Below are 26,746 nucleotides of genomic sequence, written 5' to 3'. Positions count from 1 at the left end.
TACTCCGTTTCTGATCCCCCCACTTGGCCAAAGAGGCGCGCTTCAAAAGAAGCCTTCTTACGATGCCCGGTTGCCCGGTCGTCGCAACAAGTGCGGGAGCGTTTGTTGTTGATCTGCGGTCACGGTGACGAACCGTGCCGCAAGCATTCGAAACTGCCACGGCATGCCCTGCCGGTCAGTTCGGACGCGCGCTTATAACCGCAGTGTCATGAAAGTGCAACGGGGCGAAAGACGGAATCTTTTCAGGAGCGGCGGCTGAAAAACCAGCTTAACACACCAATCCTTTTCCGCTTACATTCCGGAAAGACGCCGTCGTCAAGAACATCGCTATTAAAGATGAGCAGATAGGATCCAGCGAGGCGATCATCGAAATCAGGATTGCCATTCTCTTTGATCACGACGCGCATAGCTTCCAACGCCGACGCGTTGGCTTTGAAAACGACCCGAACCGATGGGTCTTCGTCCTTTTCTATGGATGGATTGGTTACGAACTTCACATCGGGAAACTCCGTCGCGCGGAGCAGCGACCGCTTCGTCCCTTCGCTGTCGGCCACCGCGTAGGAATAGACTTTGACCTTCAGGTCGCGGCTTGACGCATCGGCATCGTCGATGGCAGCGTTGTTGATCATGAACCACACATTGCCGCCGATGATGGACCGCGCTTCGACGAACATGCAGTTGTTTCTGTTCAACGGCGCCAGGCGCTTGGCATTCTGCGCATAGCTTTTCTGCGTGTTTTTACCCTCGCCTGCTCCCACCACGACCGCTAGCGAGAACGCGTTTTCGGGCGTTAGAAAGGTCTTCCTATCCAGCTTTGCTCGCGTTTCGACGAGGAAGCTGCGCGGCAACTGTTCCTCGGCATCCTGCGCCGCGACTGCGGTCGGGATAGAAAGAGCGATCGCCAGCAACACACATGCGGCACAGGACCTCATACGATCGGCTCCTGTCCCTTGCCATCATTCTGATTGCCGGCCCCATCCGCCGGGGGCACCTCCGTTACTCCTTGGAAGGCATAGATGATTGGGATGCAAAAATTCCAGAGAATAACGAACATCAGAAACGCGACGCTGTTGCGTGCCAAGGTGTCGAAGGGAAAAGGCAGTTCATACGCCGTCGCGGTCTGGGCAAAGTAGCTGATGTCGATTGCAACTGCCCAAATGAAGAAGGACAGGACCGTTATTGCTATCTGGAGCTTGTTGCGGATTTTGCTGACGCCATAGAGATAAGCGATGGCGATGACGATCATCACCATCATGTAGGGAATCATGATCTTGAGATATCTCGCGACATCATCGCCGCTCGGCACCCCAGTACCGAGTAAGGCCTGCGCGGCAAAAAGCTTCAGCGACATGTAAACGCTGGTTATTTCGCCAGGTATGGTCTTCTTGAGTTTGTCGACATAACTGTCGCTTGATGTGACATCGTTCGCCATGATCGCCCCCAAATGGAGAACAATCTTAGGTAACAATCACATCTTATCAATAATCCAAAAATTGCAATCAGTTGCATTCGTCGAAGCGTTTGAAAACACCTACATTTCGCCTGCTCAAAATACAAAAGCCGCCCTCGCGGACGGCTTTGATACGAACGGTGGCGACGCGCCTTATTTGGGCGCGAGCACCATCATCATCTGGCGACCTTCGAGCTTGGGCTCGGCTTCGACCTTGGCGAACTCCAGAGTGTCGGCCTTGACCTGCTGCAGGAGCTTCATGCCGAGTTCCTGGTGGGCCATTTCGCGGCCGCGGAACTTCAGGGTCACCTTGACCTTGTCGCCTTCTTCGAAGAAGCGGCCCATCGCCTTCATCTTCACGTCATAGTCATGCGTGTCGATGTTCGGACGCATCTTGATTTCTTTGACTTCGACGATTTTCTGCTTCTTGCGCGCCTCGGCGGCCTTCTTCTGGTTGGCGTATTTCAGCTTGCCCAGATCGAGGATCTTGCACACAGGCGGTTCGGCGTTGGGGGAAATCTCAACGAGGTCGAGTCCGGCTTCTTCAGCCATTCTCAGGGCCTGGTCGGTCGCCACGACGCCCAAATTCTGTCCTTCAGCGTCGATCAGCTGAACTTTGGGAATGCGAATTTCCCTGTTCGAGCGCGGCCCATCCTTTACGGGCGCGTCGTTCTTAAACGGTCTGCGAATGGTCGTATTCTCCTCGCGTTGTTTCGGATTGCTGCAGCGGATCGCCTCTATATAAGGAAGACGACCGTGTTTCGCCATCGCTGCAACGAAGTCATTAGCACGCTTTAGCGGAAAAATCACCTGCTGTCAGCCTGTCAAGAATCTGTTTTATAGGCCGAAACAAAGGAGTTTCGCCATGTCCGACGCCAATATCGCCCCGCAGCCCCAATTTCTGACCGTCGGCGAGGGGCTGGCTGCGCGAGAGATCGCCTATATCGCCCGCCCGGCTGTCGGCGACAAAGCGGGCCCGACGCTCGTCTGGTTATCCGGATACCGGTCCGACATGAGCGGCAGCAAGGCCGTCGAGCTCGATCGCATGGCTGAAGAGGCCGGGCTTGCCTGCATCCGCCTCGACTATTCCGGCCACGGGCTCTCGGGCGGCGAATTCCGCGACGGCACGATTTCGCGCTGGCTTGAGGAGGCGATGGCTGTCATCCTTCACCTCACGCCGGAACGCATCATTGTCGTGGGATCCTCGATGGGCGGCTGGATCGCGCTTCGGCTGGCGCAGGAGCTGGCCGCGAAAACCGGTGCGCCGAAACTTGAGGGTATGGTGCTGATCGCGCCGGCGCCGGATTTCACCGAAGTCTTGATCGAGCCGAACCTCACCGAGAAAGAGAAGACCTCACTTGCCGAGCGCGGCTTCTTCGAGGAGCATTCGGAATATAGCCCCGAGCCCAATATCTATACGCGCGCGCTGATCGAGGACGGCCGCGACAACCGGGTCCTGACCGGGATGATCGAGACCGGATGCCCGGTTCACATCCTGCAGGGCATGAAGGACCCCGACGTCCCCTACACGCATGCAATGACCCTGATCGAGCACCTTCCCGCCGACGACGTGGTGCTGACATTTATTCGTGATGGCGACCACCGCCTGTCGCGTCCACAGGACATCGAGCGCATGCTTTCTGCGGTCAAGTCGTTCGTCAGCTAAGGCGCTGATGGCGCAACAGCGTCGCGCCATCCGAAAATATGAATTTATTTCAATATGTTGGCGATGCATTGCCGCGTGCAGCAAGCGCGCGCGGCGCCACGCCTTGTGCCAAATCCTAACGCATTTTAACCATATTGACCGCTTCTCACCCCCTCCTCAGAAGTAGTGATTGACTCCAAGCAGCCCTCTCCGTTAACTTTTTGTTAATAAATCAAGGGCGATGCAAGGGACAGTGGGCGTGCGGATCAAGGGTTTCCTGGTGGCCATGATGGCCATGTTTGCAATGTCGACCTCGGCTACGCCGGCATCGACCAACACTCTTTCCATGGTCGTCGGCGCCACGACTTCGCAGCCGATCGGCCATTACGAGTTTTGCCAGTCGCATCGCGAAGAATGCGGTCCGAACCGCAATGTTGCCGTGATGGAAATGACCGATGCCAAGTGGGCTCTCGTCCGTTCGGTTAACGCAAGCATCAACACCACGATCATCCCGATGACCGACATGGAAGTCTACGGCAAAGAGGAAGTCTGGGCCTATCCGACGACCGCCGGCGACTGCGAGGACTATGCGCTTTTGAAGCGCCGCATCCTGATCCAGCGCGGCTTCTCCGCCGCCAACCTTCTGATGACCGTCGTGCGCAAGCCTGACGGCGAGGGTCACGCGATCCTGACGCTGCGCACCACCAAGGGCGACTTCGTCCTCGACAACCTGGCCTCCACAGTGAAGCCCTGGTTCGACACGCCCTATTCCTTCATCAAGCGCCAGTCGAGCGCCAATGCCGGCCGCTGGGTCACCATCGAGAACGGCCGCGACGTTCTGGTCGGCGCGCTGAAGTAGGATTATCGAAAACCGAAATGTTCAATGGCCGGCTTGCGCCGGCCATTTTCGTTTTCGGGTCAACCACTCCCGATCAGTATACCCGCCCCTAGCACCAGCCCGCCACCGACGACCACTTGGAGGGCGGCGCGCAGGAATGGGGTTTCCATGAAGCGGTTCTGGATGAAGGCGATGGCCCAGAGTTCGAAGATGGCGATGATGACCGCCAGCGTGGTGGCGGTCCAGAAATCGGAGATCAGGTAGGGCAGCGTGTGGCCGAGGCCCCCGAGCGCCGTCATGACGCCACAGGAGAGGCCGCGCTTGATGGGCGAGCCGCGGCCGGAGATCTTGCCGTCGTCATGGGCAGCCTCGGTGAAGCCCATGGAGATGCCGGCGCCGACGGAGGCCGAGAGGCCGACGAGGAAGGTCTGCCAGGTGTCCTGCGTGGCAAAGGCCGCGGCGAAGATCGGCGCGAGCGTCGAGACGGAGCCATCCATCAGGCCGGCGAGGCCGGGCTGCACGTAGGTCAGCACGAATTGCCGACGGCTCTTCTGGTCTTCTTCCTTGCGCACGTCCTCGGGCGTGTGCTTGTCGCCGAGCATGCGGGTGATGTCCTCATGCCCCTGCTCTGCCAGCGCCAGATCGCCAAGCAATTGCCGCGTCGAGGCGTCGCTGACGCGGCCGGCGGCCTCGATGTATAAGCGGTAGGCCTGGTTCTCCATGGCTTCCGCTTCCTGGCGGATCTTTTCCAGCGACAGATTGGCGCGCAGCCAGTCCGGCTTGCGCTCGTAGAAGCCCTCGACATGCTCGCGACGGATCAGCGTGATGCGCTCGCCGAAGCGCTGGCGGTAGAGCGTGATCAGGGAATTGCGGTGGGTGTTCTCGACTTCCGCCATCTCCTCGAAAACCTTGGCCGAAGCCGGATAATCATTGCGCAGGCGGTCGGCATAGGCGAAATAGATGCGCGCGTCGTCCTCCTCGGAGCCGATGGCGAGCGCCAGGATCTCCTGCTCGGACAGGCTGTCGAAAGAACGCTTGGGTGATCTGAAAATACGTTTGAGCATGCTGGCCTCTTTTAGAATAATTCTAAAATAGGCTTCGCGGATGCGACGGTCAAGCCCGCTACACGGCTGCGATCGGGTGATGCACCCTATCTATCGAGCGGCCATGTCTAGCACGGGCGAAAAAGCATTTCCGTTAGTAACGCAGGCACAGCTGTAAACTAGCTTCATGTATTTTATGCACGCCAAGGTATATTTCATCTTCTTTATTTACAAAAATAGTCCCAAAATCAGCCAAAAAGCTGGTTGAATTTTGCAAATCCTGGGTTGAGATATTTAAAAACCTCTGCATTATGCTCAGATAAATTTAATGAAATGAACGGGAACTATCAAAGTGCCAGATCCGGTGGATATTATTGTCGGCCAGAATGTCAGGACGTTGCGCGCCAAGCGACGCATCTCCCAGCTGGAACTTGGAGAGGCGCTCGGGCTGACGTTTCAGCAGATCCAGAAATATGAAAAGGGCACCAACCGCGTTTCGGCGAGCAAGCTGCACCAGATCGCGGTTTTTCTCGGCGTCGACATTTCGGCGCTGTTTGAGGGTGCGGATACGACGTCGCGGCCGGGCCTCAGCGCCGAGGCCTACGAGCTTGCCGTGACCTACGACAAGCTGCGCTCAACCGCCGGCAAGGAAGCCGTCATGACCATCGTGACGCTGATGTCGGGTGAAGACGTCTACGCCTGAGATTTCGGCGCGACGTGACCGCGCGAGCGGTTAGTGAAAATCGCAATCGTGCAGAGCGACCAGCAGCTGATCCTGCGTCTGATGACCGGCATGATAGAGATCGATCGCGATATTGGCGATCGACAGGCCCTGTTGGCTGAGCAACTTGATATTGCGCTCGGCGCACCAGGTGTACAGCGCGCCCGCGAGTACATCGACATCATCAGCATGTAAGGACAAAGCGGCTACCGTCATGGAAGTTGCTCTCGGTGTGTGAGTGTGCGTGTATTCCCCTTCGAGCATATTGAATATATTCGCGATCGCTGCAAAGCGGCTTTCATTGCTTGCGTTAACGCGAATATTGCGGCTGCCACACCCTGTCCCGGAATGAAGCGCCTGCGCGGTTGCACTCTACCTGCACGTTATTCCGACGCGACCCGGAACCCGTCCTGATGGAAGGTGCAGGCGGCGATGGCGTCGAGCATCGCCTGGAAGCGCGGGTGGCCGCGCACCGCATCGAGGTCGGAATCATTGCTGAACCAGAGGATCTGGTAGCAGGATGATTGCGGCAGCAGGGCCTCGAGGATGTCGAGCGCCTGGTCGCATTCGCCGATCAGCGCGTGGACGCAGGCGACGTTATACTGCGCGACGATATCATCGGGGTCGATGAGCTGGGCGCGCTTGACCCATTCGCGCGCCTCGTCGAAGCGGCCCATATGGGCGAGCGCCAGCGCGCCGCGATGCGCGGGGCCGGCGTTTTCGGGATGCAGCTCCAGCGCCCGCTCGGCGCGCTCCAGCCCGACCCTGGCCCAATGCTCACTCTCGCGCGAGAGCCCCAGCGAGCGGCAGGCGCTCGTCAGGTGGATCGGCGAGAGATAATCGTCCGGCCGGATCTCGCTGGCGCGGGTGAAGAAGGTGATGGCGCCCTCGAACTTGCCCTGCATGAACAGGAAGCGGCCGTAGTGGAAGTTCGCCTCGTAGAGATCGGGCTCCAGCGCCAGCGCCTTTTCGAACTCCACCAGCGCCTCGCCGTCGCGACCATCCTGGTGCAGCGCCAGCCCGCGTGAGGCATGCGCCTCGGCGAGATTGGGGTCGAGCGCTAGTGCCTTGGCGGTGAGCTCCAGAATGCCTTTCAGCGTGTATTCGCCGGCGTGCCAGTCGCGAAGCGTCGATTCGCAATCAGCGATGCCGGCATAGGCCTGGGCGTAATTCGGGTCGAGCGCGACTGCGGTCGCGAACATGCGGCGCGCCATCAGCAGATAGTGGCGAGTCCAGGAGTGCGAGAACTGCCGTCCGCGCAGATAATAGGTGTAGGCCTCGACATTGGTGGTCGGCGCGGCGGCGATCGCTTCCTGCTCTTCCGGCAGCAGCTTGATCTTCAACTGGTCGACGATCGCATGGGTGATTTCGTCCTGCACGGCGAAGATATCGGTCAGGTCGCGATCGAAACGATCGGCCCAGAGATGAGCGCCGTTGCGCGCATCGATCAGCTGGCCGGTAATGCGCACCCGCTGACCGGCCTTGCGCACGCTGCCCTGCAGCACGAAGTGGACGCCGAGCTCGGCTGCCGCCTGCTTCACCTGCACCGACTTGCCCTTGTAGGTGAAGGCGGTGTTGCGGGCGACGACGTAGAGATTGGAGATCTTCGACAGATCCGTGATGATGTCCTCGGTGATGCCGTCGGAGAAGTATTCCTGCTCGGGATCGCCGCTCATGTTGGAGAAGGGCAGCACCGCGACCAGCGGCTTCTGCTTCTCCTTGGCCGCCGCAAGTGCCGCCGCATTGACCTTGAGCGGCAGAGCGCGCTTCGCCGAGATGGCGTAGACCTGCACGGGCTGCTCGATGTTCTTCAGGGTGAAGAGGCCGAGATCCTGGAAGGACAGGTCGAGCCGGCTGCCGACGTGATCGCGGGCCGACGCCGAGATCGCCACGCCGCCCGGCGCGCAGATCGCCTCGAGCCTCGCCGCGACATTGACGCCATCGCCGAAGATGTCGTTGTCCTCGACGATGACGTCGCCAAGGTGGATGCCCATGCGGAATTCGATGCGCCGCTCTTCAGGGAGTGCCGTGTTGCGCGCCGCCATCGCCTGCTGCACGTCGTTGGCGCAGGAGACCGCGTTGACGATGCTGGAGAACTCCACGAGCATGCCGTCGCCGGTGTGCTTGACCACACGGCCGCGGGCATTGGCGATCCTGGGATCGATGACCTCGCCGCGGCAGAGCTTGACCGCATCCAAGGTCCCCCGCTCATCGGCACCCATCATTCGGCTGTAGCCGACAATATCCACTGCGAGAATAGCTGCGAGACGGCGTTCCAAATCAACCTCGGGACAGGCTACCAAAGGGAATGCAAGTCTAGACCGTTTTCGAGGCCCAATACAGGAAGAATGCAACAAATCTAATAAAGAGACTAGCAATAGAATTGTCGAGTCTCTTCGACCACAAAAGATATGTTTATCCCTATGCAAAAACAGAAAAGCCCGGTCGCGAACAACCGGGCCCCTGAATTTTTACTGAGTATCTTCGATCAGCCTTCGAAGAATTCCTTCATGCGGGCGAAGAAGCCCGTCGATTCCGGATTGTTCTCCTTCGACGACAGCTCCTCGAATTCCTGCAGCAGCTCGCGCTGGCGCTTGGAGAGCTTTTGAGGCGTCTCGATCTGGATCTGGATGTAGAGATCACCGGTCTGGCTGGAGCGCAGCACCGGCATGCCCTTGCCCTTCAGGCGGAACTGCTTGCCGGCCTGGGTACCCTCGGGAACCGTGACGCGCGACTTGGTGCCATCGAGCGTCGCCACATCGAAGGTGCCGCCAAGGGCCGCCGTCGTCATCGAGATCGGGATCGCGCAATAGAGATCGGCTCCGTCGCGCTGGTAGAACTCGTGCGGCTTGACCGACAGGAAGATATAGAGATCGCCCGCCGGGCCACCGCGCATGCCGGCCTCGCCCTCGCCCTGCAGGCGGATGCGGGTGCCGTCCTCGATACCGGCCGGAATGTTGACCGACAGCGAACGCTCTTCCGTGACGCGGCCCTGGCCGTGGCACTTGGTGCAGGGATCGGGAATGATCTGGCCGCGACCATGGCAGGTCGGGCAGGTGCGCTCGACGGAGAAGAAGCCCTGTGCGGCGCGGACGCGGCCGGAGCCCTGGCAGGTGCCGCAGGTCTTCGGCTGGGTGCCAGGCTTGGCGCCGGAGCCGGAACAGACGTCGCAGGTGATCGAGGTCGGAACCCTGATCTGTGCCGTCTTGCCGGAGAAGGATTCCTCCAGCGAAATTTCCATGTTGTAGCGAAGATCGGCGCCGCGTTCGCGACCGCCCGACGAGCGCTGCCTTGCACGGCCGCCGCCCATCATCTCGCCGAAAATGTCCTCGAAGATATCGGAGAAGCCGCCGCCGGCGAAACCGCCGCCACCGCCGCCCATGCCGCCATGTTCGAAGGCCGCGTGACCGTAGCGGTCATAGGCCGCGCGCTTCTGCGGGTCCTTCAGCGTCTCGTAGGCTTCGTTGATTTCCTTGAACTTCTGCTCGGCGGTATGATCATCGGGATTCTTGTCCGGATGGTATTTCATCGCCAGCTTGCGGAAAGCGCTCTTCAGCTCTTTTTCGTCAGCCGTCTTGGCGACACCCAGCGTTTCGTAAAAATCGGCTTTTGCCATTAAGGATCAGACCCCGGAAATGGATTTCCGGCTGCCATGGTGAGCAGCCGGAATGTCAGTTTCAAACGTGACCGTTGCGAGCCGCTTACGCGGACTTCTTACGGTCGTCGTCCTTGACTTCTTCGTAGTCGGCATCGACGACATTGTCATCGCCGGCTTCGGCGGAAGCGTCTTCCGCGCCACCTTCAGCCTGCTGCGCTTCGTAGATCGCTTGACCGAGCTTCATGGACACTTCCATGAGGGTCTGGGTCTTCGCCTTGATGTCCTCGGCGTCCGGCTCAGTTGCCTCGACGGAGGTCTTCAGAGCGGCAATCGCGTCGGAGATCGCGGTGCGATCGGCTTCGGTGACCTTGTCGCCGTAATCCTTCAGCGACTTCTCGCTGGAGTGGATCAGGCTTTCGGCCTGGTTCTTGGCTTCAACGCCTTCGCGACGCTTCTTGTCGGCTTCAGCATTGGCTTCAGCGTCCTTGACCATCTTTTCGATGTCGGCGTCGGAGAGACCACCGGAGGCCTGGATGCGGATCTGCTGTTCCTTGCCGGTGCCCTTGTCCTTGGCCGAAACCTGCACGATGCCGTTGGCGTCGATATCGAAGGTGACTTCGATCTGCGGAACGCCACGCGGTGCCGGCGGCAGGCCAACGAGGTCGAACTGGCCGAGCAGCTTGTTGTCCTGGGCCATTTCGCGCTCGCCCTGCGAAACGCGGATGGTGACGGCGGACTGGTTGTCGTCGGCGGTCGAGAAGGTCTGCGACTTCTTCGTCGGGATCGTGGTGTTACGCTCGATCAGACGGGTGAAGACGCCACCCAGCGTTTCGATGCCGAGAGACAGCGGGGTTACGTCGAGAAGCAGAACGTCCTTGACGTCGCCCTGGAGAACGCCGGCCTGGATGGCAGCGCCGAGAGCGACGACTTCATCCGGGTTGACGCCCTTGTGCGGCTCCTTGCCGAACAGCTGCTTGACGACTTCCTGCACCTTCGGCATGCGGCTCATGCCACCGACCAGAACGACTTCGTCGATCTCGGCTGGCGTTACGCCAGCATCCTTGAGGGCTGCCTTGCACGGCGCGATGGTGCGCTGGACGAGATCGTCGACCAGGCTTTCGAGCTTGGCGCGGGTCAGCTTCAGCGTCAGGTGCTTCGGACCGGTTGCATCGGCCGTGATGAACGGCAGGTTGATTTCGGTCTGCTGCGAGGAAGACAGTTCGATCTTGGCCTTTTCAGCAGCTTCCTTGAGGCGCTGCAGAGCAAGCTTGTCGCCCTTGAGGTCGATGCCGTTGTCCTTCTTGAACTCGGCAACGAGGTATTCGACGAGACGCATGTCGAAGTCTTCACCGCCGAGGAAGGTATCGCCGTTGGTGGACTTCACTTCGAAGACGCCGTCGCCGATTTCGAGGATCGAGATATCGAAGGTACCGCCACCCAAGTCGTAAACGGCGATCGTCTTGCCGTCCTTCTTGTCGAGACCGTAGGCCAGGGCTGCCGCCGTCGGCTCGTTGATGATGCGCAGAACTTCGAGGCCAGCGATACGGCCGGCATCCTTGGTTGCCTGGCGCTGTGCGTCGTTGAAGTATGCGGGAACGGTGATGACAGCCTTTTCGACCTTTTCACCGAGGTAGGATTCAGCGGTTTCCTTCATCTTCTGAAGGATCATCGCGGAGATCTGGGCAGGCGAATAGCCGGTGCCGCGGGCCTTGACCCATGCGTCGCCGTTGTCGCCCTTGGTGATCTCGAAGGGAACGAGGCCCTTGTCCTTTTCAACCGTCGGATCGTCGTAGCGGCGGCCGATGAGGCGCTTCACTGCGAACAGCGTGTCCGTGGGGTTGGTGACTGCCTGGCGCTTGGCCGGCTGACCGACGAGGCGTTCGCCATCTTCGGAAAATGCAACGATCGAAGGCGTGGTGCGCGCACCTTCGGCGTTCTCGATGACCTTTGCGTCCTTGCCGTCCATGACAGCGACGCAGGAATTTGTCGTTCCGAGGTCGATACCAATTACTTTTGCCATGTCATTTACTCCTTGAAGCAAGCTGTCTGAACCCCGGGAAGGCATTTCGATGACAGCCCCTTACGGGATGGGTCTCTACGTTTGACGCAATCGTGATTGCGGTGATGCGGCGTATATAAGGACGGGTTTTCGCGACTGCAAGGCGGGAAATGTCCTGAAAACCAGCAAAAGAAGCCAACAGCAATTAATTTTCGCCGCGCGCCCGAAGGCACGTTTTTTGTTGCGCGGCAAAGCGTTTACTCACCCATGATCAGGTCGAGAAGCGTGGTGCGGCGCGGCTGGTACGGCTGGTGCTGCGGACCACCCCCGACATCGCCCGGCGGCAGCGCATTTCCATAGCCATAACCCTCGTCCTGAGCGACATCGGCGGGCGGTACCGGACCGCCATAAACCGGAGACTGCTGCTGGCCACCGCGGCGCACCGGCGCCTGCGGATACTGGCTCCGCTGATCGTTGCCGCCGCCACCGAAGACGCCCGAAATGATGCTGCCGATGGTGCCCTGATCCTCGACGGGCGGCTGCATGCCACCGGTGGAGCCTGTCATGTTACCATTCATGTCGTTGGGCATGCCGCCCTGCATATTTGGCTGCATGTTTGGATCGTTCGACGCCATCGGCTGGCCGTTATCGATGGGTGCCGCCGGATTGACGAACTGGCCGTTGCCGAAGAGCGGCGCGGGAGACAGGCCCTTGTGGGCGGCGACCATGAATTCCTGCCAGGCCTTGGCCGGAAGACCACCACCGGTGACCTTCTTCATCGGCTTGCCGTCGTCGTTGCCAAACCAGACGCCTGTGGTCAGGTTGCTGGTGAAGCCGACGAAGAGAGCGTCACGGGAGTTCTGCGTCGTTCCGCTCTTGCCGGCGACCTGCCAGCCGGGGATCTTCGCGGCCTTGCCCGTTCCCTGCTCGACGACGCCGATCATCATCGCGTTCATGTTGGCGGCGACCGCCTCAGAGAGAACGCGCGGCGGGTTGTCATAGGTGTTTTCGTAGAGAACCTTGCTGCCATCGGCCGTCGTCACACGGCGGATGACATGTGGCGTTGCCTTGTAGCCGCCGTTCATGAAGGCGGCGTAGGCGCCGGTCAGCTCCGTCAGCGACACTTCCGAGGTGCCGAGCGCGATCGAGGCGTTGGACTGCAGCTCGCTCTCGATACCGAGGCGGTGGGCGAGCTTGATGACCTGATCGGGGCCGTCATACATGACCAGCTGGGCAGCGACGGTGTTCAGCGATTTCGCCAGCGCTGTCGCCAGCGTGACCTCGCCGTTGTACTTCTTCTCGTAGTTCTCCGGCGTCCAGTCACCGATGCGGATGGGCGCGTCGTTGAAGACGGAGAACGGTGTCAGTCCCTTTTCGAGCGCTGCCGCATAGACGAAAGGCTTGAAGGAGGAGCCCGGCTGGCGCTTGGCCTTGACCGCGCGGTTGAACTGGCTGTCGGCGTAATCGCGGCCGCCAACAAGCGCGCGGATCGCGCCGGTGCCGTCGACCGAGACCAGCGCTGCCTGCGAGGCATCGAGCTTGGCGCCGTCCTTGCCGAGCACGTCGTTGAGTGACTGTTCGGCGCGCTTTTCCAGCGTCTTGTCGATGGTGGTGTCGACGACGATGTCTTCCTTGACGTCGCCGATCAGCGCGGGAAGCTCGTCCATGACCATGTCGGCCACATAGTGACCGGCGCCGTCCCAATAGCGCTTGGCCTTGGCTGGCGTCTGCGACATCGCGGTCTTGACCTCGTCGTCGGAGATCATGCCCTGGTCGCGCATGGCCTGCAGCACCACCTGGGCGCGGTCGTTTGCGGCCTGCGGATCGCGCGCCGGTGACAGGCGCGACGGCGCCTTGACGAGACCGGCCAGCAATGCCGCCTCGCCGAGATTCACATCGCGCGCCGACTTGTTGAAATAGCGCCGCGAGGCAGCCTCGACGCCATAGGCATTGGAGCCGAAGAAGACGCGGTTCAGATACATCGCAAGGATCTGGTCCTTGGTGTATTTCTGCTCGAGCCAGAAGGAGAGCAGCACTTCCTGGACTTTACGCTCTAAAGTGCGGTCCGGCGAGAGGAAGAGGTTCTTGGCGAGCTGCTGGGTCAGCGTCGAGCCGCCCTGCACCATGTGGCCCGAGGTCAGGTTGGTGACGAAGGCGCGGGCGAGGCCCATGGGGTCGACGCCGAAATGCGAATAGAAGCGCCGGTCCTCGATGGCGACGATCGCTTCGGGGATATAGGGCGACATGTCTTCCAGCGCCAAGGCTTCGCCGCCGGTGGCGCCGCGATTGGCGATCACGCTGCCATCGACAGAGGTGATCTTGACGTTGGGCGGACGGGCGGGAATTTCCCAGCTGCTGGCGCTCGGCATGCGCGAGCCGTAATAGACGACCAGACCGGTGACCCCGATGCCGGCCCAGATGCCAAGCACGATGCACCAGTAGACCATGCGGCGGATGAGGCCGAAGAAGCCGAGCCCCTCACGCGCCGGCCGCCGGCGCTTGCCCCTGCCATCATTACCACCACCACCGCCGTTGCGGCGGCGCGGCGGCTCGCGATAGCGCGGCTCGTCGTCGTAATCATCTTCATAGCGGGCGGAATCGGGTTCGCGCCTTGCGGGCGGTTCGCGGCGTGGGGCGGACTTCTGCGCCGTGCGCTTGACGGGGCGTCCGCCGCCGGCGACGCGGTCATCGGCGCCGAGCGCGAAATCATCGCCATCGTCGCGGCGCTCGCGCCCGCTGAAGGATGGTTCGATTCTATCGCCTGATCTGCCCCTGCCTGCCATTTACGCCCGCTGAACCTCGCTTCAATCGCAAACCGAGGTTTGCCCCAACCCGCAATCCACCGGCTTCAAGCCCGATGGATGCGGCGGCCGCATCACGCTGGCCGCATCTTTACCCGGTTGAACTTTAAATGCGGCGATTTAAGGGGGAGTTAAGACCTCGTTAGCCAAAGGCAAACGCTTTTGAACACAGTGTTTTTACCCTGTGTCGCCTGCCGCAATAATGCCTTGGTTGGTTCAGCTTCCATTCACCAGAGCGGCCCTCTAATCCACGTGCAAGGGACTTGCATAAGGAATGAGGTGCAGAGATGCGCAAGACAATTATCGCGATCGCGATTGCACTGACCGGGCTTACTGCCACGGTTGCCGAAGCCATGCCGATGGGCGCCGTACAGAGCGGCGTAAACAACAATGTCGTGAAGGTCGACTATGCCTGCGGCCGTGGCTTCCACGTCACGCCCTGGGGCGATTGCAGGCCGAACTGGCGCCGCCCGCCGCCACCGCGCTACGAACGCCGCTACAACCGCGACTACGGCTGGGGCCACCGCCCGCCGCCACGCTATGGCTGGCGTTATGAACGCGGCCATCGCCCGCCGCCATGGGCACGCGACGGCTACGGCTATCGCTACTGAGCGACCAACGATCGCACCGACCACTCGAAAGGCCCGCCCGTCGCGGGCCTTTTTTCGTAGGCATGCGCGAAACGAGCCATTTTGTCTCAACATGGCTGCTATTCGTTGCCTTTGTCACAAATCTGACATATGTCGCGGCGGTTGCGCCTCTTATTCGCTCATTCAGCGCATCAAACAGGCAGACAATGACTATCCATTCGGCAACAGCAGACGATTTCAGCCCCAGGGAGATCTGGAGCGTGCATGATTTCGCGCGCCGTCATCGGCTGTCGAAGATGGAGGAGAGCCGTCTGAAGATGCTGCACGGACCCTATGCCGCCATGCGCGACCTGATGGCATCCGGCAAAAATACAGCTTCCGGCTGGTGACGCGGAACCATTTCCGCTTTCACCCATTTCTACCCAAGCGAGGCAACACGCCTCGCGGCAGGTCGGCCGTCTCCCCTCAACACGAGCCGATCGAATTCAGGCCCGGCGTCTCTCAGGAGCGTCGGGCTTTTCGTTTCTTCCCGACAAAACAGAAAGGGCGACCTTTCGATCGCCCTCTCAATCTTACTGCTGATTCCTGATCACTGCTGGTTTTGGCCGCAGTTCGGATCGCCCGGCTGGCAGACCGGCGGGCGGCGGCGGTCGTGGTCGCGACGATCCGGGCCGCGATCGAAGCCCGGCTGTCCGGGTTGGCCTGGCTGACCAGGCTGACCTGGCTGGCCGGCCTGTCCTCCCTGACCGCCTTGGCCGCCCTCGCCACGCCGGCCGGGCTGACCCGGTTGACCTGGCATGCCTGGCTGGCCAGGCATGCCGGCGCGGCCGGACTGATCGTCAAACTGCGGCGGGCGGCCCGGACGGCCACCGTTGTCCTGACGCGGATCGGGGCCACGGCCATAATCGGGACCGCGACCGGGGCCACGATCGAAATTGGGCTGGCCATTGTCGAAGCCGGGACGCGGGCGATTGTTGTCGTAACCCGGGCGGTTGTAATCATAGCCGGGACGCGGACGGCCGGGATTGTCGAAGCCAGGGCCGGGCGGCGGGCGGACGGCTGCCGGGCGGTCGTAGACCGGGTTGCGGCGCCAGCGGTCGCGCTGACCATAGAAGGACCGGTCGCGGTAGTAGCGATCCCAGTAATTGCCGACGCTGAAGACGACCGTCGGGATGCCGAGCGGGCGATAATATTGCGGATCGACATAGACGCGGCGCTGCTGGTAGAGCGCCTGCACATAGCGGCCGGCGACCCAGCCGCGGCCATTGTAAAACTCGACATCGCACCAGGGCACATCGGCAAGGCAGCCGTGGATTTCGACGGATTCGCCGGCGGGAATGACGGTTACGGCCGGATACTGCGTGCTCGGGCCGGCGCGCATGTTGACGTTGGCGGTCGCGAACCCTTCGGCGGCCTCGGCCGCCACCGGGGCCAGCAACAAGGCTGCGACGGCGGTGATCTTCATCAATGTGGTCTTCACGCTTGCACTCCCTAGATAGAGCGGCCGAAACGCCGCCCCTTCAGAAAACTTTCGGGCTTATCGCCTTATCAAGACAACAGTGAACAGCTTCCCGGCCAAAGTTTGGCGAGAGTGATTCAACTTTTCTTTCAATGACTTATAGCATCCGCTGATGAACGCAGCTTGAACGGTTCGAGCGCAAAGGCCTTGAAATGGGCCGGCGCGATCACGATATCCCGGTCATCGGATGCAGTCGTCGATCACCAAGCCGCACCATGGAGCGCATGGAGAATTGACCTGCCTATCGCGAGATTATCGTTAACGCTTCGTTAACCTTTCGCGGGCAGTCTGACTGCAATATTCGCTTTCACTTTGACCACGGATGTACTGGCACTGATGCGAAGCGAATGACGAAAGGCCGGTTTCAACCCGGCCTTTTTGTTCCTCTGGCGCCCCGATCTTTAAAAATCGGTGCGCCTTTTTCATTTCATCGACGCCGATCAGGCCGCCAGCGCTTCCATGATGCGGATCCAGGAGCGGATGCCCTTGTGATAGGACGTCAGCTCGTACTTCTCGTTCGGCGAATGGATGCGGTCGTCGCTGAGGCCGAAGCCGACCAGCAGCGATTCCATGCCGAGCATCTTCTGGAAATCGCCGACGATCGGGATCGAGCCGCCCATGCCGATAACGACGGCGGGCTTCGGCCATTCGTCGGAGAGCGCCGTCTTCGCCTTGGTCAGAACCGGCGAATCATAGGAGAGGTGGATCGCCGGCGAGCCGCCATGCGGGTGGAACTCGACCGAGCAATCGGCAGGCAGCTTGGAGCGCACGTAGGCGCGGAAGCTGTCGCGGATGGCGGCCGGATCCTGCGTGCCGACGAGGCGGAAGGAGACCTTGGCCGACGCCTTTGCGGCGATCACGGTCTTGAAGCCTTCGCCGGTATAGCCGCCCCAGATGCCGTTCACTTCGGCGGTCGGGCGGGCCCAGGTGAGCTCCAGCACCGAGCGGCCCTTCTCGCCCGAGGGAACCGACAGGCCGACCTCGCCGAGGAAGCCTTCGGTGGTCAGGCCCAGCGTTTCCCAGGAAGCCTTGATGTTTTCAGGGGTTTCCTCGACGCCGTTATAGAAGCCATCCAGCGTGATGCGGCCGGTGTCGTCGTGCAGGCCGGCGAGGATCTTCGTCAGGATGTGGATCGGGTTGGCGGCGGCACCGCCGAAGAGGCCCGAATGCAGATCGCGGTCGGCGGCGGTGACGACAACTTCTTCGCCGACGAGGCCGCGAAGGGTGCCTGCGATCGCTGGCGTGTCGCGGTCCCACATGCTGGTATCGCAGACCAGCGCATAGTCGGCCTTCAGCTCGGCGGCATTGGCCTCGAGGAAGGGCTTCAGAGATGGTGAGCCGGATTCTTCCTCACCTTCGAACAGGATCGTGACGCGGATGGGCAGCGCGCCGTTGATTTCCTTATAGGCGCGGCAGGCTTCGACGAAGGTCATCAGCTGGCCCTTGTCGTCGGCGGTGCCGCGGCCGGTGAGGATCTTGCGGCCGCCAGCTTCCTGCACGGAAGGCTCGAAGGGGTCGTTGTCCCAGAGATCGATCGGATCGACCGGCTGCACGTCATAGTGACCGTAGAACAGCACGTGCGGAGCCGAAGAATTGGCGCCATCGTGATGGGCGACGACCATGGGATGGCCGGGCGTGGTGCGCACCGAGGCGTCGAAACCGATGTCGCGGAGATAGGCCACCAGCCACTCGGCCGCCTTGTGGCAATCATCCTTGTAGGCGGGATCGGTCGAGATCGACTTGATCCGCAACAGCTCGAACAGCTTGTCGAGGCTCGAGGGCAAATTCTGGTCCGCGCGCGCGAGAACCGGCATCAGGTCAGGCATTTCCGACTCCTTCTTGAATTTTTGCCGGACGATAGACCAAAGCATGTGCGCTTTCGAGGTGAAAAACGAAATTCGGGCATCCGCACGACAGGGTGAAAACGCACATCGAATGCTGGGAAAAGTTGCAATTTGCAATTCATAGTTATTTAAGAAGACGCTTGATAACTTCCGGAGATTGGTGCTGGAGGTGGCTGATGTTTACCGTGATCGCCTGTATTCGTGACAATCATGACTGGCGCTTGATCATTGCCGCCGTCGTCGTCTGTTTCATCGGAAATCTCACCGCCATGCTGCTGCTCTTCCGCGCGCAGCAATGCGATCGCGCCCAGCAGCGCAACTGGCTCATGGCGTCTGCCTTCGCCATCGGCGTCGGCATCTGGGCCACCCACTTCATTTCCATGCTCGCCTATGACGGCGGCTATTCGATCGCCTACGGGCTGGGGCTAACCACACTCTCGGTTGTGATCGCCATCGGCGTCTCCTATCTGGCGCTGCTTGTCGCCACCGAGGGCACCAGCCGCTTCGCCTTCGCGCAGGGCGGCGCGCTGATGGCGCTCGGGATCACCGCCATGCACCTTACCGGCATGCAGGCGGTCGAGGGCCAGTTCAACATTCTCTTCAACGCGACGGCGACACTCTCGGCGCTTGTCATCAGCGCTGCACTTGCCAGCATTGCCTTCCTGATCTTCCGTTCGCTATCCGGCTCCAAGCGCGTGCTGCTCTCCGCAACCGCAATGGTGCTGGCGATCGCCGCCGCGCATTTCGTGTCGATGAGCTTCATCACGCTGACCCCTGAGCCGGGACGGCAGATGACGGCTGCGATCGTCGAGCCGAAGGCGCTGGCGGGTGTCGTCATGGCGGTCTCTACGGCGCTCATTCTCGCATCGCTCGGCATGGTGTTCCTGGCAAGCCACCTCACCGACCTCAAGGGCCTGGCGAACGCCACGATGGAGGGGCTGCTGGTGCTCTACGAGGGGATGATCCTCGACGCCAACGAGCGCTTTCTGGAGATGTCCGGCTGGCAGCTCAACGAATTGCGCGGCCAGAAACCGGACTTTCTGCTGCTGCCCCCAGGCGGGCTGCAATCCGGCGTGCATCATGAGACGCTGCTCACCACGCACAGCGAGACGGAACTGCCGGTCGAACTGATGGCGCGGCGGATGATCTATCGAGGCCGCAGCTGCGATATCCTGGCGGTGCGCGACCTGACGGAGCGCAAGCGCGCCGAGCAGATGATCGAACACCTGGCCCAGCATGACGTGCTGACCGGGCTTCCGAACCGCTCGCTCTTCGACCCGCGCCTCAGGCAAGCAATCCAGGTGGCGCAGCGCAAGCGTGGGCAGGTGGCTGTCTTCTATCTCGATCTCGATCGCTTCAAGGCCGTCAACGACCTGTTCGGCCATGCCGAGGGCGACCGGCTTCTGTGCAAGGTCTCCGCGATCCTGCAGCGCGTGGCCGACGACAGCGCCACCATCGCGCGGCTTGGCGGCGACGAGTTCGCCATCATCCAGAGCGGCAAGCCGCAGCCCGATGGCGCGCGCGGCCTGGCCGACGCGATCCTTGCAGGCGTCGCCGCCGAAATGGACGTCGCCCGCGATCCGACGGCCGTCGGCGTCAGCATCGGCATCGCGGTCTACCCCGCCGATGGCGATACCGGCGAGCTTCTGTGCATCAACGCCGATACCGCGCTCTACCGCGCCAAGCATGCCGGCCGCGGCAAGGCGTGCTTCTTCGACGCGGAGATGGATGCCGCCGTCAAGGCACGGCGCGAGATCGAAAACGAGCTGCGCCACGCGATCACCCGCAACCAGCTTTTCGTCAACTACCAGCCGATCCTCGACAGCCGCACAGGGAGCATCAGCGGCTACGAGGCGCTGATGCGCTGGAACCGGCCGGGGCATGGAAGCTCCGAGCCCGACGTCTTCATCAAAATCGCCGAGGAGAGCGGGATCATCGTGCAGCTCGGCGAATGGGTGCTGCGCCAGGCCTGCACCGAGGCGGCGCGCTGGCCGCAGCCGCTGACGATCGCCGTCAACGTCTCGCCGGTGCAATTCATGCTTCCCAATCTCTACGACCGGGTCGCCGCCATTCTGCACGAGACCGGGCTTGCGCCGCAGCGGCTCGAGCTTGAAATCACCGAGGCTGCCTTCATCCGCGACCGCGTGGCGACGATCTCGACGCTGATGCGGCTGCATGGTCTCGGCGTTCGCATCGTCATGGACGATTTCGGCACCGGCTTCTCCTCGCTCTCCAACCTGCGCGCCCTTCCCTTCGACAAGATCAAGGTCGACCGCAGCTTTACCGGCATCCTCGAGCACGACGCAGCCGCCCGCTCGATCGTGCGCGCCATCATCGGCCTCGGCCACAGCCTTGGGATCCAGGTGGTGACGGAAGGCGTGGAGACCGAACTGCAGCGCCAGATCGTCACCAACGAGGGCTGCGAGCAGATGCAGGGGCTGCTTCTCGGCAAGCCGGATATCGAGCCGAGCGTGAAGATGGCGGCGCGCGAGAGCTATCTTTCCGCGCATGAGAAGCAGCAGAAGACGGTGTTGCTCTATCCGCAGGTGGTATCGACGTCGAAGTAGGCGGGCATCATCTGGGGCGGAAGACAGGGACAGGCGTTTCGGATAGGTTGCGCCTTCCCGCCGATTTGCCAGACATTCCGCCGACATGACCGATAATCCCGACACCGCCCGCGCCGCCATCGGTGCTCACGACACGCTTGAGATCTTCACCGATGGCTGCTGCGAGCCTAGCTCCAGCAATGGCGGTTGGGGCTTTGCCGTCTACCGCGATGGCGTCGAGATCGCATCCGGTTGCGGCGGCGCTGATAAGACCGCCAACAATGCGATGGAGGCGACCGCCGTTCTGGAGGCCGTGAGATGGGTCAACGCCCACGCGGCGGAGGCGGCGGTGACGATCTGGTCGGATTCGGTCTACGCGGTGAAGGGCTGCAACGAGTGGCGGCCGATCTGGCGCAACAACGGTTTCAAGAAGATCACCGCCAATAGCCGGCTCAGAAGCCGTGGCATCGCCGATGCCGATCTCTGGAGGGCGATCGACGCGGCACTCTCGGGATCAGCGACGATCACCGTTTCATGGTGCAAGGGCCACGCCGGCACCGAGGGAAACGAGCGGGCCGACAGGCTTGCGGAGAGCGGGCGGCTGTCGATCGCGGGGAAAGCCCCGCTCAAGCGATCGCGATGATCTCAAGCTCCTGGCCGCCGGCATCGACCACGTCGCCGACGGCCTTGCCGATCAGCACACGCGCCACCGGCGAGACGTAGGAGATCGACCCGGCCTTCGGATCGGCCTCGTCCTCGCCGACGATGCGATAGGTCTGCACCCGCCCGTCCTCGCGCTCGAAGGTGACGAGGCTGCCGAACGCCACGGCATCGCTGGACGTAGGCGCGGGCATGAGCTGGGCAGTGCCGAGGCGGGCCGCGAAGTAGCGCGCATCGCGCAACGGCGCGGCACCCTGGCGGCGGCGCTCGTTGATGTCGTCGATCCCCAACGTCGCCTTATAGGCTTCGCGCGCTTGGCTAAGATTGAGCTCCAGTGCCTTCAACCCGGCCTCGGTGACGAGGTTCGGATGCGGCGAGATCGGCCGATCGGGAATCAGGGTTTCCGATGCCGTCTCGAAGCTTTCTTCCTTTGTGAAGGCGACCGCCAATCTTTACTCCATATCGATATCAGGGACGTCTTCGTCCCTTGCTTGTTCGCAACAGCATATACCGGCGCGGCGGCGAGCGCCAACGCCGGCAAGATGCCGCACGATCCCGCTCAGGCCTTCGCGCCGAAGACGACCTCTTCCAGCCATGGATTGGAGAACTTGCGTTCCGGGTCCATACGTTGGCGCAGGCGGGCGAAGTCGGGGAGCTTCTCGTAGTTCCTTCCGATATGCTGGCGGGCGAAGACCTTGCCCCAGTGCGGCAAGGGCGAGAAAGCCGCCAAGGCTTGCTCTATCTCGGCGGCGGCGGCATCGACCGCCGCCTGGTCGCGAACCCAGGTGAAATGGATCGACAGCGTATCGCGATTAAACTGCGGGCTGAGCCACAGGCTGTCGGCGGCGACGGTGCGGAGTTCGCCCGATTGGACGAGATGCGCGAATTTGGAGCGGATCGACAAAAGCGCCTCGACGGCGGCCGCGCCATGCTTGCGGGGCACGTGGTATTCGGACTGGATCTCGGCGCCGCTGCTTGGGGTAAAACCCATCTTGAAATGCGGCAGCCGGTCCGACCAGCGTCCGAAGGCGCCGAGCTGCTCGGTGGCGTTTTCGGCGTCGAGGCCGATGATCGGATGGCGCTTGATGTCGGCATTGACCGCGCCATGCAGGGCATCGGGATGATTGCCGCTCTTTTCCGTCTCCTTCAGCCAGACCGCGCCGGCCTTCTCGCCCCATTGGGTGAAGACGCTGACGCTATAGGCCGCCGCCATGATGGCATCGAGGTTGGCGAGCAGTGCATCCCAGCTTAGCCCCTCATAGACGTGCTGCGCGACCTGGAATTCCGGCTGGACATCGAGCGTCACGCGGGTGACGACGCCGAGCGCCCCCAGATGAACGACCATGCCTTCGAAATCGACGTCGCCGCGCTTCACCTTCACCAGGCTGCCATCGCCGGCGACGAATTCGAGGCCGGAGACCGCCGTCGCCAAGTTGCCGTTGCCGTCGCCCGAGCCATGCGTCGCGGTGGCGATCGCGCCGGCGATCGAGATGTGCGGGAGGGATGCGAGATTGTGGATGGCGAGCTGGTGGCGCTGCAGGAAGAGTGCGAGCTCGCCATAGGTGCAGTGGCCGGCGACCGAGACCTGGTGGCCGCCGCTTTCGACGACAGGATCGATCGGCAGGCGCTCGAGCAACATGGCAGAGCTGCCATCGACGATGGCGTTGAACGAGTGGCGCGAGCCGAGCGTCTTTACCGCCGCCGACCGGGCCACGATCGCACTGATCTCCTCGAGCGAGGACGGATAATGGCAGTCCTTGAAACCATAGTGAAAGCTTTCCGCCCAATTGGCGGCAGGCACCTGCGTCATGAGTGAACCTCCTCGAATCCCGCAGGAGTGGTAGCACGACGATGGAGGCGGAGACAAAGGAAACCCTCTTTCCTTCAGCCGCGAATCTCCTAGATTGCGTAGTATTCGCATGAGCTTATCGACGGGGAGGATGGAATGGCGGAGAAGACGAAGGGTGCCGTGGGCGAGGAAGCCAATGCGTCGCAGCTGATCGACCAGCGGATCGCGGAGCTGACGGACTGGCGCGGCGCGATGCTGGCGAATGCCCGGCGGATCATCCGGGACGCCGATCCCGACGTGATCGAGACGTGGAAGTGGCGCGGCGTTCCGGTGTGGGAACGTTCTGGCATCATCTGCACCGGCGAGACCTACAAGACCGCCGTGAAGCTGACCTTCGCCAAGGGCGCATCGCTCGATGATCCCTCCGGCCTGTTCAACGCCAGCCTCGAGGGCAATGCCCGCCGCGCCATCGACTTTCACGAGGGAGACACGATCGACGCGCCGGCCCTTGCGGAACTCGTGCGGGCGGCGATCGCACTCAACATGACGAAGGCCACGAAGAAGCCGAAGGGCGGTTGAGAGGGCGGCCTGCCAAACCACCCGCCGAACACATGTTGCGGAGGATAATCTGATGCCGAAGATCGACGTCGCCACCGTAGCCCGCGTCAAGGGCTCGCCTTACCCGGCGCCGCATGCGGCGGCCTGCGCCGAGCGGGTCCGCCAGCGGCTGGGTGACGCCGGCGGGCTTTCCGATTTCGGCATCAACCTCATGCACCTGCCGCCCGGCAACTGGTCGAGCCAGAGACACTGGCATTCGCATGAAGACGAGTTCGTCTATGTGCTTCAGGGCGAGGTGGTGCTGGTCGAGGATGACGGGGAGACGCCGCTTCGCGCCGGCGATTGCGCGGCGTTTCCGAAGAACACCGGCAACGGCCATCACCTGATCAACCGGTCCGATGCGATGGCCATCTATTTGGAGATCGGCTCGCGGGACATGGCCGATCTCACCACCTGTTCCGACATCGACATGATGAGCGCGAACGCCGACGGTCGGTTCGTTCACAAGGATGGGAGCCCTTATCCGCAGCCTTGACACCCCTGCCCGCGACCTTCACCCATGAGAACCGGGGACGCATAATATTCATTTGTTCATGATTTTGTGCGAGGCATCTCATACACGGACTTAGGTGGGGAGCACGTTTGCAATGGCTGTTGCGCGCGCATTCGGTACATCTTCCGCGGATGTGAAACAGCGGGAACTCGAGCGTCTGGCGGCGCTGGAGCAGCTCGACCTGCTCGATTCGCCGCGCGATGAAGGCTTCGAGCGGATCGTTCGGCTGATCAAGGAAGTGTTCACCGTCGACATCGGCCTGGTCTCGCTGATCGACGCGCACCGCCAATGGTACAAGGCCTGCTCCGGCCTCTCGAACAGCGAAGTTCCACGCGAGGATTCCTTCTGCCGCTTCGTGGTGGACCTCGACACGGCCGTGATCGTGCCCGACGCGACGCGCGACCCGCGCTTTGCCGCCCACCCCGCCGTAACAGGTGAAAATCACGTTCGCTTCTATGCCGGCGTTCCGCTGCGCACCAAGAGCGGCCACACCGTCGGCACTGTCTGCGCCATCGACCGCACGGCGCGCTCCTTCGGGCGCAAGGATCTCACCATTCTCGAAGAGATTGCCGGCGTCGCCATGGACCGCATCGAGCTGATGCAATCGGCGGCGACCGACAGCCTGACCGAGGGACTGACACGCCGGGCTTTCAAAGAAGAGACCGACCAGCTGATCGGGGCTGCGCTGCGCAGCCAGAAGAGCCTCGCCTGCATCGTGCTCGATATCGACCACTTCAAGACCGTGAACGACACGCATGGCCATGCGGCCGGCGACGAGGTGCTGAAGGCGGTGTCTTCGATCTGCCGCTCGGTGCTTCGAAGCGGCGACCTGTTCGGGCGGCTGGGCGGCGAGGAATTCGCGATCATCCTGCCCAATGTCGACCGCGAGGGCGCACTCGTCGTGGCCGAGAGACTGCGGGCGGCGATCTCGGCCGAGCCGATCGTCGGCGATTTCGGCTCGCTCGAGGTGACGGCGAGCTTCGGGATTTCGGCGCTCTCGATCGTCTGCAAAGAGATCGACACGCTGCTGGCGCAAGCGGACGCCGCCATGTACGAGGCCAAGCGCAGCGGCCGCAACCGCTGCCTCTGCTGGCAATCGATCAGCTCGGATCAGCCGAGCGGCGCACGCCGGCGGGTGCTGAAGGCCGGCTCGATCCTCTTCAACGACCGCCGCTCGACGATCGACTGCACCATCCGCTCGCTCGGCGCCGACAGCGCCGCACTCTCGGTTTCGAGCTCGACGGGAATCCCGGCGGAGTTCGTTTTGATGATCAAGGGCGAAGGCTTCGAGACGCATTGCCGGGTGGTGGCGCAGGACAGGCAAAACCTGGAAGTTGCGTTCCGGGGCTGAGCCGATGGCGCTCAAAGGGCGAAAAAGCGGCGAAATTCGTAAGAATTCGAAACAACTTGTGACTAAGTGGCTCCAAAAGCTGACCTTTTCGTCTTGAAGCTGAAACATAGATATCGGATATTACGTGCACGTTAAGGAAGACGTCATGATCCGTATGATTGAAGATCCCGCCGAATTGGCCGGGGAAGACATCACCGGCAAGTATATCTTGCGGAAATTGAACTACCACTGGTTTGCCTATGGCAAGGCCGGCATCGTGACCGCGTGCAAGGGCACGATCCTTCATATCGATCGCGAAGAGACCGTCTATTCCGAGCGCTGGGGTCGCCGCGCCTACACCGGCAACGGCAAGCGCTATCCCGGCGGCATCTGCCCGATATCTGCCATTGCCTGCGTCTGCGATACGCCGGATGAGGTGAACGCCGTCATTCAGCTCGATGTCGAGGCACAGGACGAGTTCTATCAGCTGATCGCCAAGACTGAAGCGCGCGTGCAGGCTCTGGCCGCATCCTCGCAGAACCAGATCTACCTCGCCGCCGCCGAATAAGGCGCCGGCCCCATCCCGGGTGCTAATCGCGCCGGAGCCACACCCAAATCTCAGAGTTTTTTGGCGTTCTCCAGCAGACGGCGGATGTATTCCAGCGTCAGCTCGCGCTCGAATGTCTTGAAGCCATCGAACAATGCGAGATCGGCCTCGCGGGCGGCGAGAACCGCATCGTTTTCCATCGTTTTCGCGCGGTCGGTGAGGAAGACCAGCTGGGCGCGCTTGTCTGACGGGTGCGGGCGGCGCTCGATCAAGCCATCGCGCTCCATGCGCGACAGCGTGTTGGCCATGGTCGCCTGCTCGATATCGACGCGGGCAAGCAGCTGCTTCTGCGTCAGCCCGTCCTCGGCCCAAAGCTCCAGCAGAATCGGAAACTGACCCGGCGAAAAACCCAACCTTGCCGCGCGCTGCTGCAGCGAGCGGGCAAAGCCCTTGGCCAGCTGGCTGGCGAGATAGGCTCCCGAGTCCATTCGTTCCGTTCCCATTTTTTCAGTTAGGCGCAAAACCCAGCCACGAGCAATGCAACAAATCGTATGCGATGCTTTGAAAGACAGACATTCATATTCATACAGCTGGAGATAGTGCAGAAAAACAAAGCCGCCATAGCCTGGAGGTAAGGCTATGGCGGCTTCAAATAGGGGACAAAGGCCCGGAGAGGGGATGAGGCCTTTGTCCAAGTCCAATGCGGCGGGGGACG

25 protein-coding genes are annotated in these 26,746 nt (G+C 61.7%); 11 read left to right on the top strand and 14 right to left on the bottom strand.

Going from position 1 to position 26,746, the window contains the following annotated elements; all coding sequences use genetic code 11:
- Positions 1-242 precede the first annotated feature (242 nt).
- The 3 genes from D460_RS0114455 to infC all read right to left on the bottom strand — a co-directional run bounded on the left by D460_RS0114455 (position 243) and on the right by infC (position 2,140).
- Positions 243-932: a hypothetical protein gene (locus tag D460_RS0114455; RefSeq protein ID WP_155947752.1), complete on the bottom strand. Its 690-nt coding sequence runs from the start codon at positions 930-932 to the stop codon at positions 243-245.
- Entirely contained in the window at positions 929-1,432 is a 504-nt protein-coding gene (locus D460_RS0114450) for a hypothetical protein (protein WP_018899274.1), read from the bottom strand. Before D460_RS0114450 ends, D460_RS0114455 begins: the two co-directional genes overlap by 4 nt.
- Positions 1,433-1,603: 171 nt before the next feature.
- On the bottom strand, positions 1,604-2,140 hold the full coding sequence (infC, locus tag D460_RS0114445) for a translation initiation factor IF-3 (RefSeq protein ID WP_037111403.1): 537 nt from the start codon (positions 2,138-2,140) through the stop codon (positions 1,604-1,606).
- A 175-nt stretch (positions 2,141-2,315) separates the two neighbouring features.
- Between infC and D460_RS0114440 the strand changes: the two genes are divergently transcribed.
- Positions 2,316-3,116, top strand: coding sequence for an alpha/beta hydrolase (locus D460_RS0114440; protein WP_018899272.1), 801 nt, complete (start codon positions 2,316-2,318; stop codon positions 3,114-3,116).
- 238 nt (positions 3,117-3,354) lie between these two features.
- Positions 3,355-3,954: a transglutaminase-like cysteine peptidase gene (locus D460_RS0114435; RefSeq protein ID WP_026283145.1), complete on the top strand. Its 600-nt coding sequence runs from the start codon at positions 3,355-3,357 to the stop codon at positions 3,952-3,954.
- 59 nt (positions 3,955-4,013) lie between these two features.
- On the opposite strand, the gene mbfA is transcribed toward D460_RS0114435, so the two are convergent.
- Positions 4,014-4,997 (bottom strand): iron exporter MbfA, encoded by a 984-nt coding sequence (gene mbfA, locus D460_RS0114430; protein ID WP_018899270.1) that lies wholly within the window; start codon positions 4,995-4,997, stop codon positions 4,014-4,016.
- Positions 4,998-5,328: 331 nt separating this feature from the next.
- Here mbfA and D460_RS0114425 point away from each other — a divergent pair, with 331 nt between their 5' ends.
- Entirely contained in the window at positions 5,329-5,679 is a 351-nt protein-coding gene (locus tag D460_RS0114425) for a helix-turn-helix transcriptional regulator (RefSeq protein ID WP_026283144.1), read from the top strand.
- Between the two features lie 30 nt (positions 5,680-5,709).
- Here D460_RS0114425 and D460_RS36745 read toward each other — a convergent pair whose 3' ends face one another.
- The 5 genes from D460_RS36745 to D460_RS0114400 form a co-directional block, all read right to left on the bottom strand.
- Entirely contained in the window at positions 5,710-5,913 is a 204-nt protein-coding gene (locus D460_RS36745) for a hypothetical protein (protein ID WP_018899268.1), read from the bottom strand.
- Positions 5,914-6,080: 167 nt separating this feature from the next.
- Entirely contained in the window at positions 6,081-7,922 is a 1,842-nt protein-coding gene (locus D460_RS0114415) for a tetratricopeptide repeat protein (protein WP_018899267.1), read from the bottom strand.
- A 263-nt stretch (positions 7,923-8,185) separates the two neighbouring features.
- The gene (dnaJ, locus tag D460_RS0114410) at positions 8,186-9,313 is read right to left on the bottom strand and encodes a molecular chaperone DnaJ (RefSeq protein ID WP_018899266.1); all 1,128 of its coding nucleotides are present in this window, start codon (positions 9,311-9,313) and stop codon (positions 8,186-8,188) included.
- 85 nt (positions 9,314-9,398) lie between these two features.
- Positions 9,399-11,315: a molecular chaperone DnaK gene (dnaK, locus tag D460_RS0114405; protein WP_018899265.1), complete on the bottom strand. Its 1,917-nt coding sequence runs from the start codon at positions 11,313-11,315 to the stop codon at positions 9,399-9,401.
- A 236-nt stretch (positions 11,316-11,551) separates the two neighbouring features.
- Positions 11,552-14,077, bottom strand: coding sequence for a transglycosylase domain-containing protein (locus D460_RS0114400; RefSeq protein WP_018899264.1), 2,526 nt, complete (start codon positions 14,075-14,077; stop codon positions 11,552-11,554).
- Between the two features lie 305 nt (positions 14,078-14,382).
- Between D460_RS0114400 and D460_RS0114395 the strand changes: the two genes are divergently transcribed.
- Together D460_RS0114395 and D460_RS0114390 are read left to right on the top strand one after the other, a co-directional pair.
- The gene (locus D460_RS0114395; protein WP_018899263.1) at positions 14,383-14,706 is read left to right on the top strand and encodes a hypothetical protein; all 324 of its coding nucleotides are present in this window, start codon (positions 14,383-14,385) and stop codon (positions 14,704-14,706) included.
- 185 nt (positions 14,707-14,891) lie between these two features.
- On the top strand, positions 14,892-15,074 hold the full coding sequence (locus D460_RS0114390) for a hypothetical protein (RefSeq protein WP_026283142.1): 183 nt from the start codon (positions 14,892-14,894) through the stop codon (positions 15,072-15,074).
- Between the two features lie 200 nt (positions 15,075-15,274).
- On the opposite strand, the gene D460_RS0114385 is transcribed toward D460_RS0114390, so the two are convergent.
- The gene (locus D460_RS0114385; protein WP_026283141.1) at positions 15,275-16,165 is read right to left on the bottom strand and encodes an SH3 domain-containing protein; all 891 of its coding nucleotides are present in this window, start codon (positions 16,163-16,165) and stop codon (positions 15,275-15,277) included.
- 479 nt (positions 16,166-16,644) lie between these two features.
- Positions 16,645-18,030, bottom strand: a complete 1,386-nt coding sequence (locus tag D460_RS0114380; protein WP_026283140.1) for a M20/M25/M40 family metallo-hydrolase — start codon at positions 18,028-18,030, stop codon at positions 16,645-16,647.
- Between the two features lie 194 nt (positions 18,031-18,224).
- Between D460_RS0114380 and D460_RS0114375 the strand changes: the two genes are divergently transcribed.
- Together D460_RS0114375 and D460_RS0114370 are read left to right on the top strand one after the other, a co-directional pair.
- On the top strand, positions 18,225-20,615 hold the full coding sequence (locus D460_RS0114375) for an EAL domain-containing protein (RefSeq protein ID WP_018899259.1): 2,391 nt from the start codon (positions 18,225-18,227) through the stop codon (positions 20,613-20,615).
- Positions 20,616-20,700: 85 nt separating this feature from the next.
- Positions 20,701-21,237, top strand: a complete 537-nt coding sequence (locus D460_RS0114370; protein ID WP_018899258.1) for a ribonuclease H — start codon at positions 20,701-20,703, stop codon at positions 21,235-21,237.
- Here D460_RS0114370 and greA read toward each other — a convergent pair.
- On the bottom strand, positions 21,221-21,703 hold the full coding sequence (gene greA / locus D460_RS0114365; RefSeq protein ID WP_018899257.1) for a transcription elongation factor GreA: 483 nt from the start codon (positions 21,701-21,703) through the stop codon (positions 21,221-21,223). The two genes, D460_RS0114370 and greA, sit on opposite strands and share 17 nt — an antisense overlap.
- Before the next feature lie 110 nt (positions 21,704-21,813).
- On the bottom strand, positions 21,814-23,064 hold the full coding sequence (locus tag D460_RS0114360; protein ID WP_018899256.1) for a D-arabinono-1,4-lactone oxidase: 1,251 nt from the start codon (positions 23,062-23,064) through the stop codon (positions 21,814-21,816).
- Positions 23,065-23,199: 135 nt separating this feature from the next.
- Between D460_RS0114360 and D460_RS0114355 the strand changes: the two genes are divergently transcribed.
- The 4 genes from D460_RS0114355 (at position 23,200) to D460_RS0114340 (ending at position 26,052) form a co-directional block, all read left to right on the top strand.
- On the top strand, positions 23,200-23,622 hold the full coding sequence (locus D460_RS0114355; RefSeq protein WP_018899255.1) for a DUF1801 domain-containing protein: 423 nt from the start codon (positions 23,200-23,202) through the stop codon (positions 23,620-23,622).
- Between the two features lie 52 nt (positions 23,623-23,674).
- Positions 23,675-24,136, top strand: a complete 462-nt coding sequence (locus D460_RS0114350) for a cupin domain-containing protein (protein ID WP_018899254.1) — start codon at positions 23,675-23,677, stop codon at positions 24,134-24,136.
- 112 nt (positions 24,137-24,248) lie between these two features.
- A complete protein-coding gene (locus tag D460_RS0114345; protein WP_018899253.1) occupies positions 24,249-25,505 on the top strand; it encodes a sensor domain-containing diguanylate cyclase in 1,257 nt (418 codons plus the stop codon).
- Between the two features lie 145 nt (positions 25,506-25,650).
- On the top strand, positions 25,651-26,052 hold the full coding sequence (locus D460_RS0114340) for a hypothetical protein (protein ID WP_018899252.1): 402 nt from the start codon (positions 25,651-25,653) through the stop codon (positions 26,050-26,052).
- Positions 26,053-26,102: 50 nt separating this feature from the next.
- Here the strand turns inward: D460_RS0114340 and D460_RS0114335 are convergent, their stop codons facing one another.
- A complete protein-coding gene (locus D460_RS0114335) occupies positions 26,103-26,519 on the bottom strand; it encodes a MarR family transcriptional regulator (RefSeq protein ID WP_018899251.1) in 417 nt (138 codons plus the stop codon).
- Positions 26,520-26,746: the final 227 nt, after the last annotated feature.

It is taken from the genome of Rhizobium sp. 2MFCol3.1, assembly GCF_000377565.1.
Lineage (GTDB): Bacteria > Pseudomonadota > Alphaproteobacteria > Rhizobiales > Rhizobiaceae > Rhizobium.
The sequence above is the reverse complement of the archived record's forward strand: the minus strand, read 5'-3'. Positions and strand labels throughout refer to the sequence as shown.

Coding starts and splice junctions, on each gene's coding strand:
- D460_RS0114370 (WP_018899258.1), top strand. CDS start 20,701: ATGACCGATAATCCCGACACCGCCCGCGCCGCCATCGGTGCTCACGAC.
- mbfA (WP_018899270.1), bottom strand. CDS start 4,997: ATGCTCAAACGTATTTTCAGATCACCCAAGCGTTCTTTCGACAGCCTG.
- D460_RS0114415 (WP_018899267.1), bottom strand. CDS start 7,922: ATGATGGGTGCCGATGAGCGGGGGACCTTGGATGCGGTCAAGCTCTGC.
- D460_RS0114340 (WP_018899252.1), top strand. CDS start 25,651: ATGATCCGTATGATTGAAGATCCCGCCGAATTGGCCGGGGAAGACATC.
- dnaJ (WP_018899266.1), bottom strand. CDS start 9,313: ATGGCAAAAGCCGATTTTTACGAAACGCTGGGTGTCGCCAAGACGGCT.
- D460_RS36745 (WP_018899268.1), bottom strand. CDS start 5,913: ATGACGGTAGCCGCTTTGTCCTTACATGCTGATGATGTCGATGTACTC.
- D460_RS0114335 (WP_018899251.1), bottom strand. CDS start 26,519: ATGGACTCGGGAGCCTATCTCGCCAGCCAGCTGGCCAAGGGCTTTGCC.
- D460_RS0114380 (WP_026283140.1), bottom strand. CDS start 18,030: ATGCCTGACCTGATGCCGGTTCTCGCGCGCGCGGACCAGAATTTGCCC.
- D460_RS0114350 (WP_018899254.1), top strand. CDS start 23,675: ATGCCGAAGATCGACGTCGCCACCGTAGCCCGCGTCAAGGGCTCGCCT.
- D460_RS0114455 (WP_155947752.1), bottom strand. CDS start 932: ATGAGGTCCTGTGCCGCATGTGTGTTGCTGGCGATCGCTCTTTCTATC.
- D460_RS0114440 (WP_018899272.1), top strand. CDS start 2,316: ATGTCCGACGCCAATATCGCCCCGCAGCCCCAATTTCTGACCGTCGGC.
- D460_RS0114355 (WP_018899255.1), top strand. CDS start 23,200: ATGGCGGAGAAGACGAAGGGTGCCGTGGGCGAGGAAGCCAATGCGTCG.
- D460_RS0114375 (WP_018899259.1), top strand. CDS start 18,225: ATGTTTACCGTGATCGCCTGTATTCGTGACAATCATGACTGGCGCTTG.
- D460_RS0114390 (WP_026283142.1), top strand. CDS start 14,892: ATGACTATCCATTCGGCAACAGCAGACGATTTCAGCCCCAGGGAGATC.
- dnaK (WP_018899265.1), bottom strand. CDS start 11,315: ATGGCAAAAGTAATTGGTATCGACCTCGGAACGACAAATTCCTGCGTC.
- D460_RS0114360 (WP_018899256.1), bottom strand. CDS start 23,064: ATGACGCAGGTGCCTGCCGCCAATTGGGCGGAAAGCTTTCACTATGGT.
- D460_RS0114400 (WP_018899264.1), bottom strand. CDS start 14,077: ATGGCAGGCAGGGGCAGATCAGGCGATAGAATCGAACCATCCTTCAGC.
- D460_RS0114450 (WP_018899274.1), bottom strand. CDS start 1,432: ATGGCGAACGATGTCACATCAAGCGACAGTTATGTCGACAAACTCAAG.
- D460_RS0114395 (WP_018899263.1), top strand. CDS start 14,383: ATGCGCAAGACAATTATCGCGATCGCGATTGCACTGACCGGGCTTACT.
- D460_RS0114345 (WP_018899253.1), top strand. CDS start 24,249: ATGGCTGTTGCGCGCGCATTCGGTACATCTTCCGCGGATGTGAAACAG.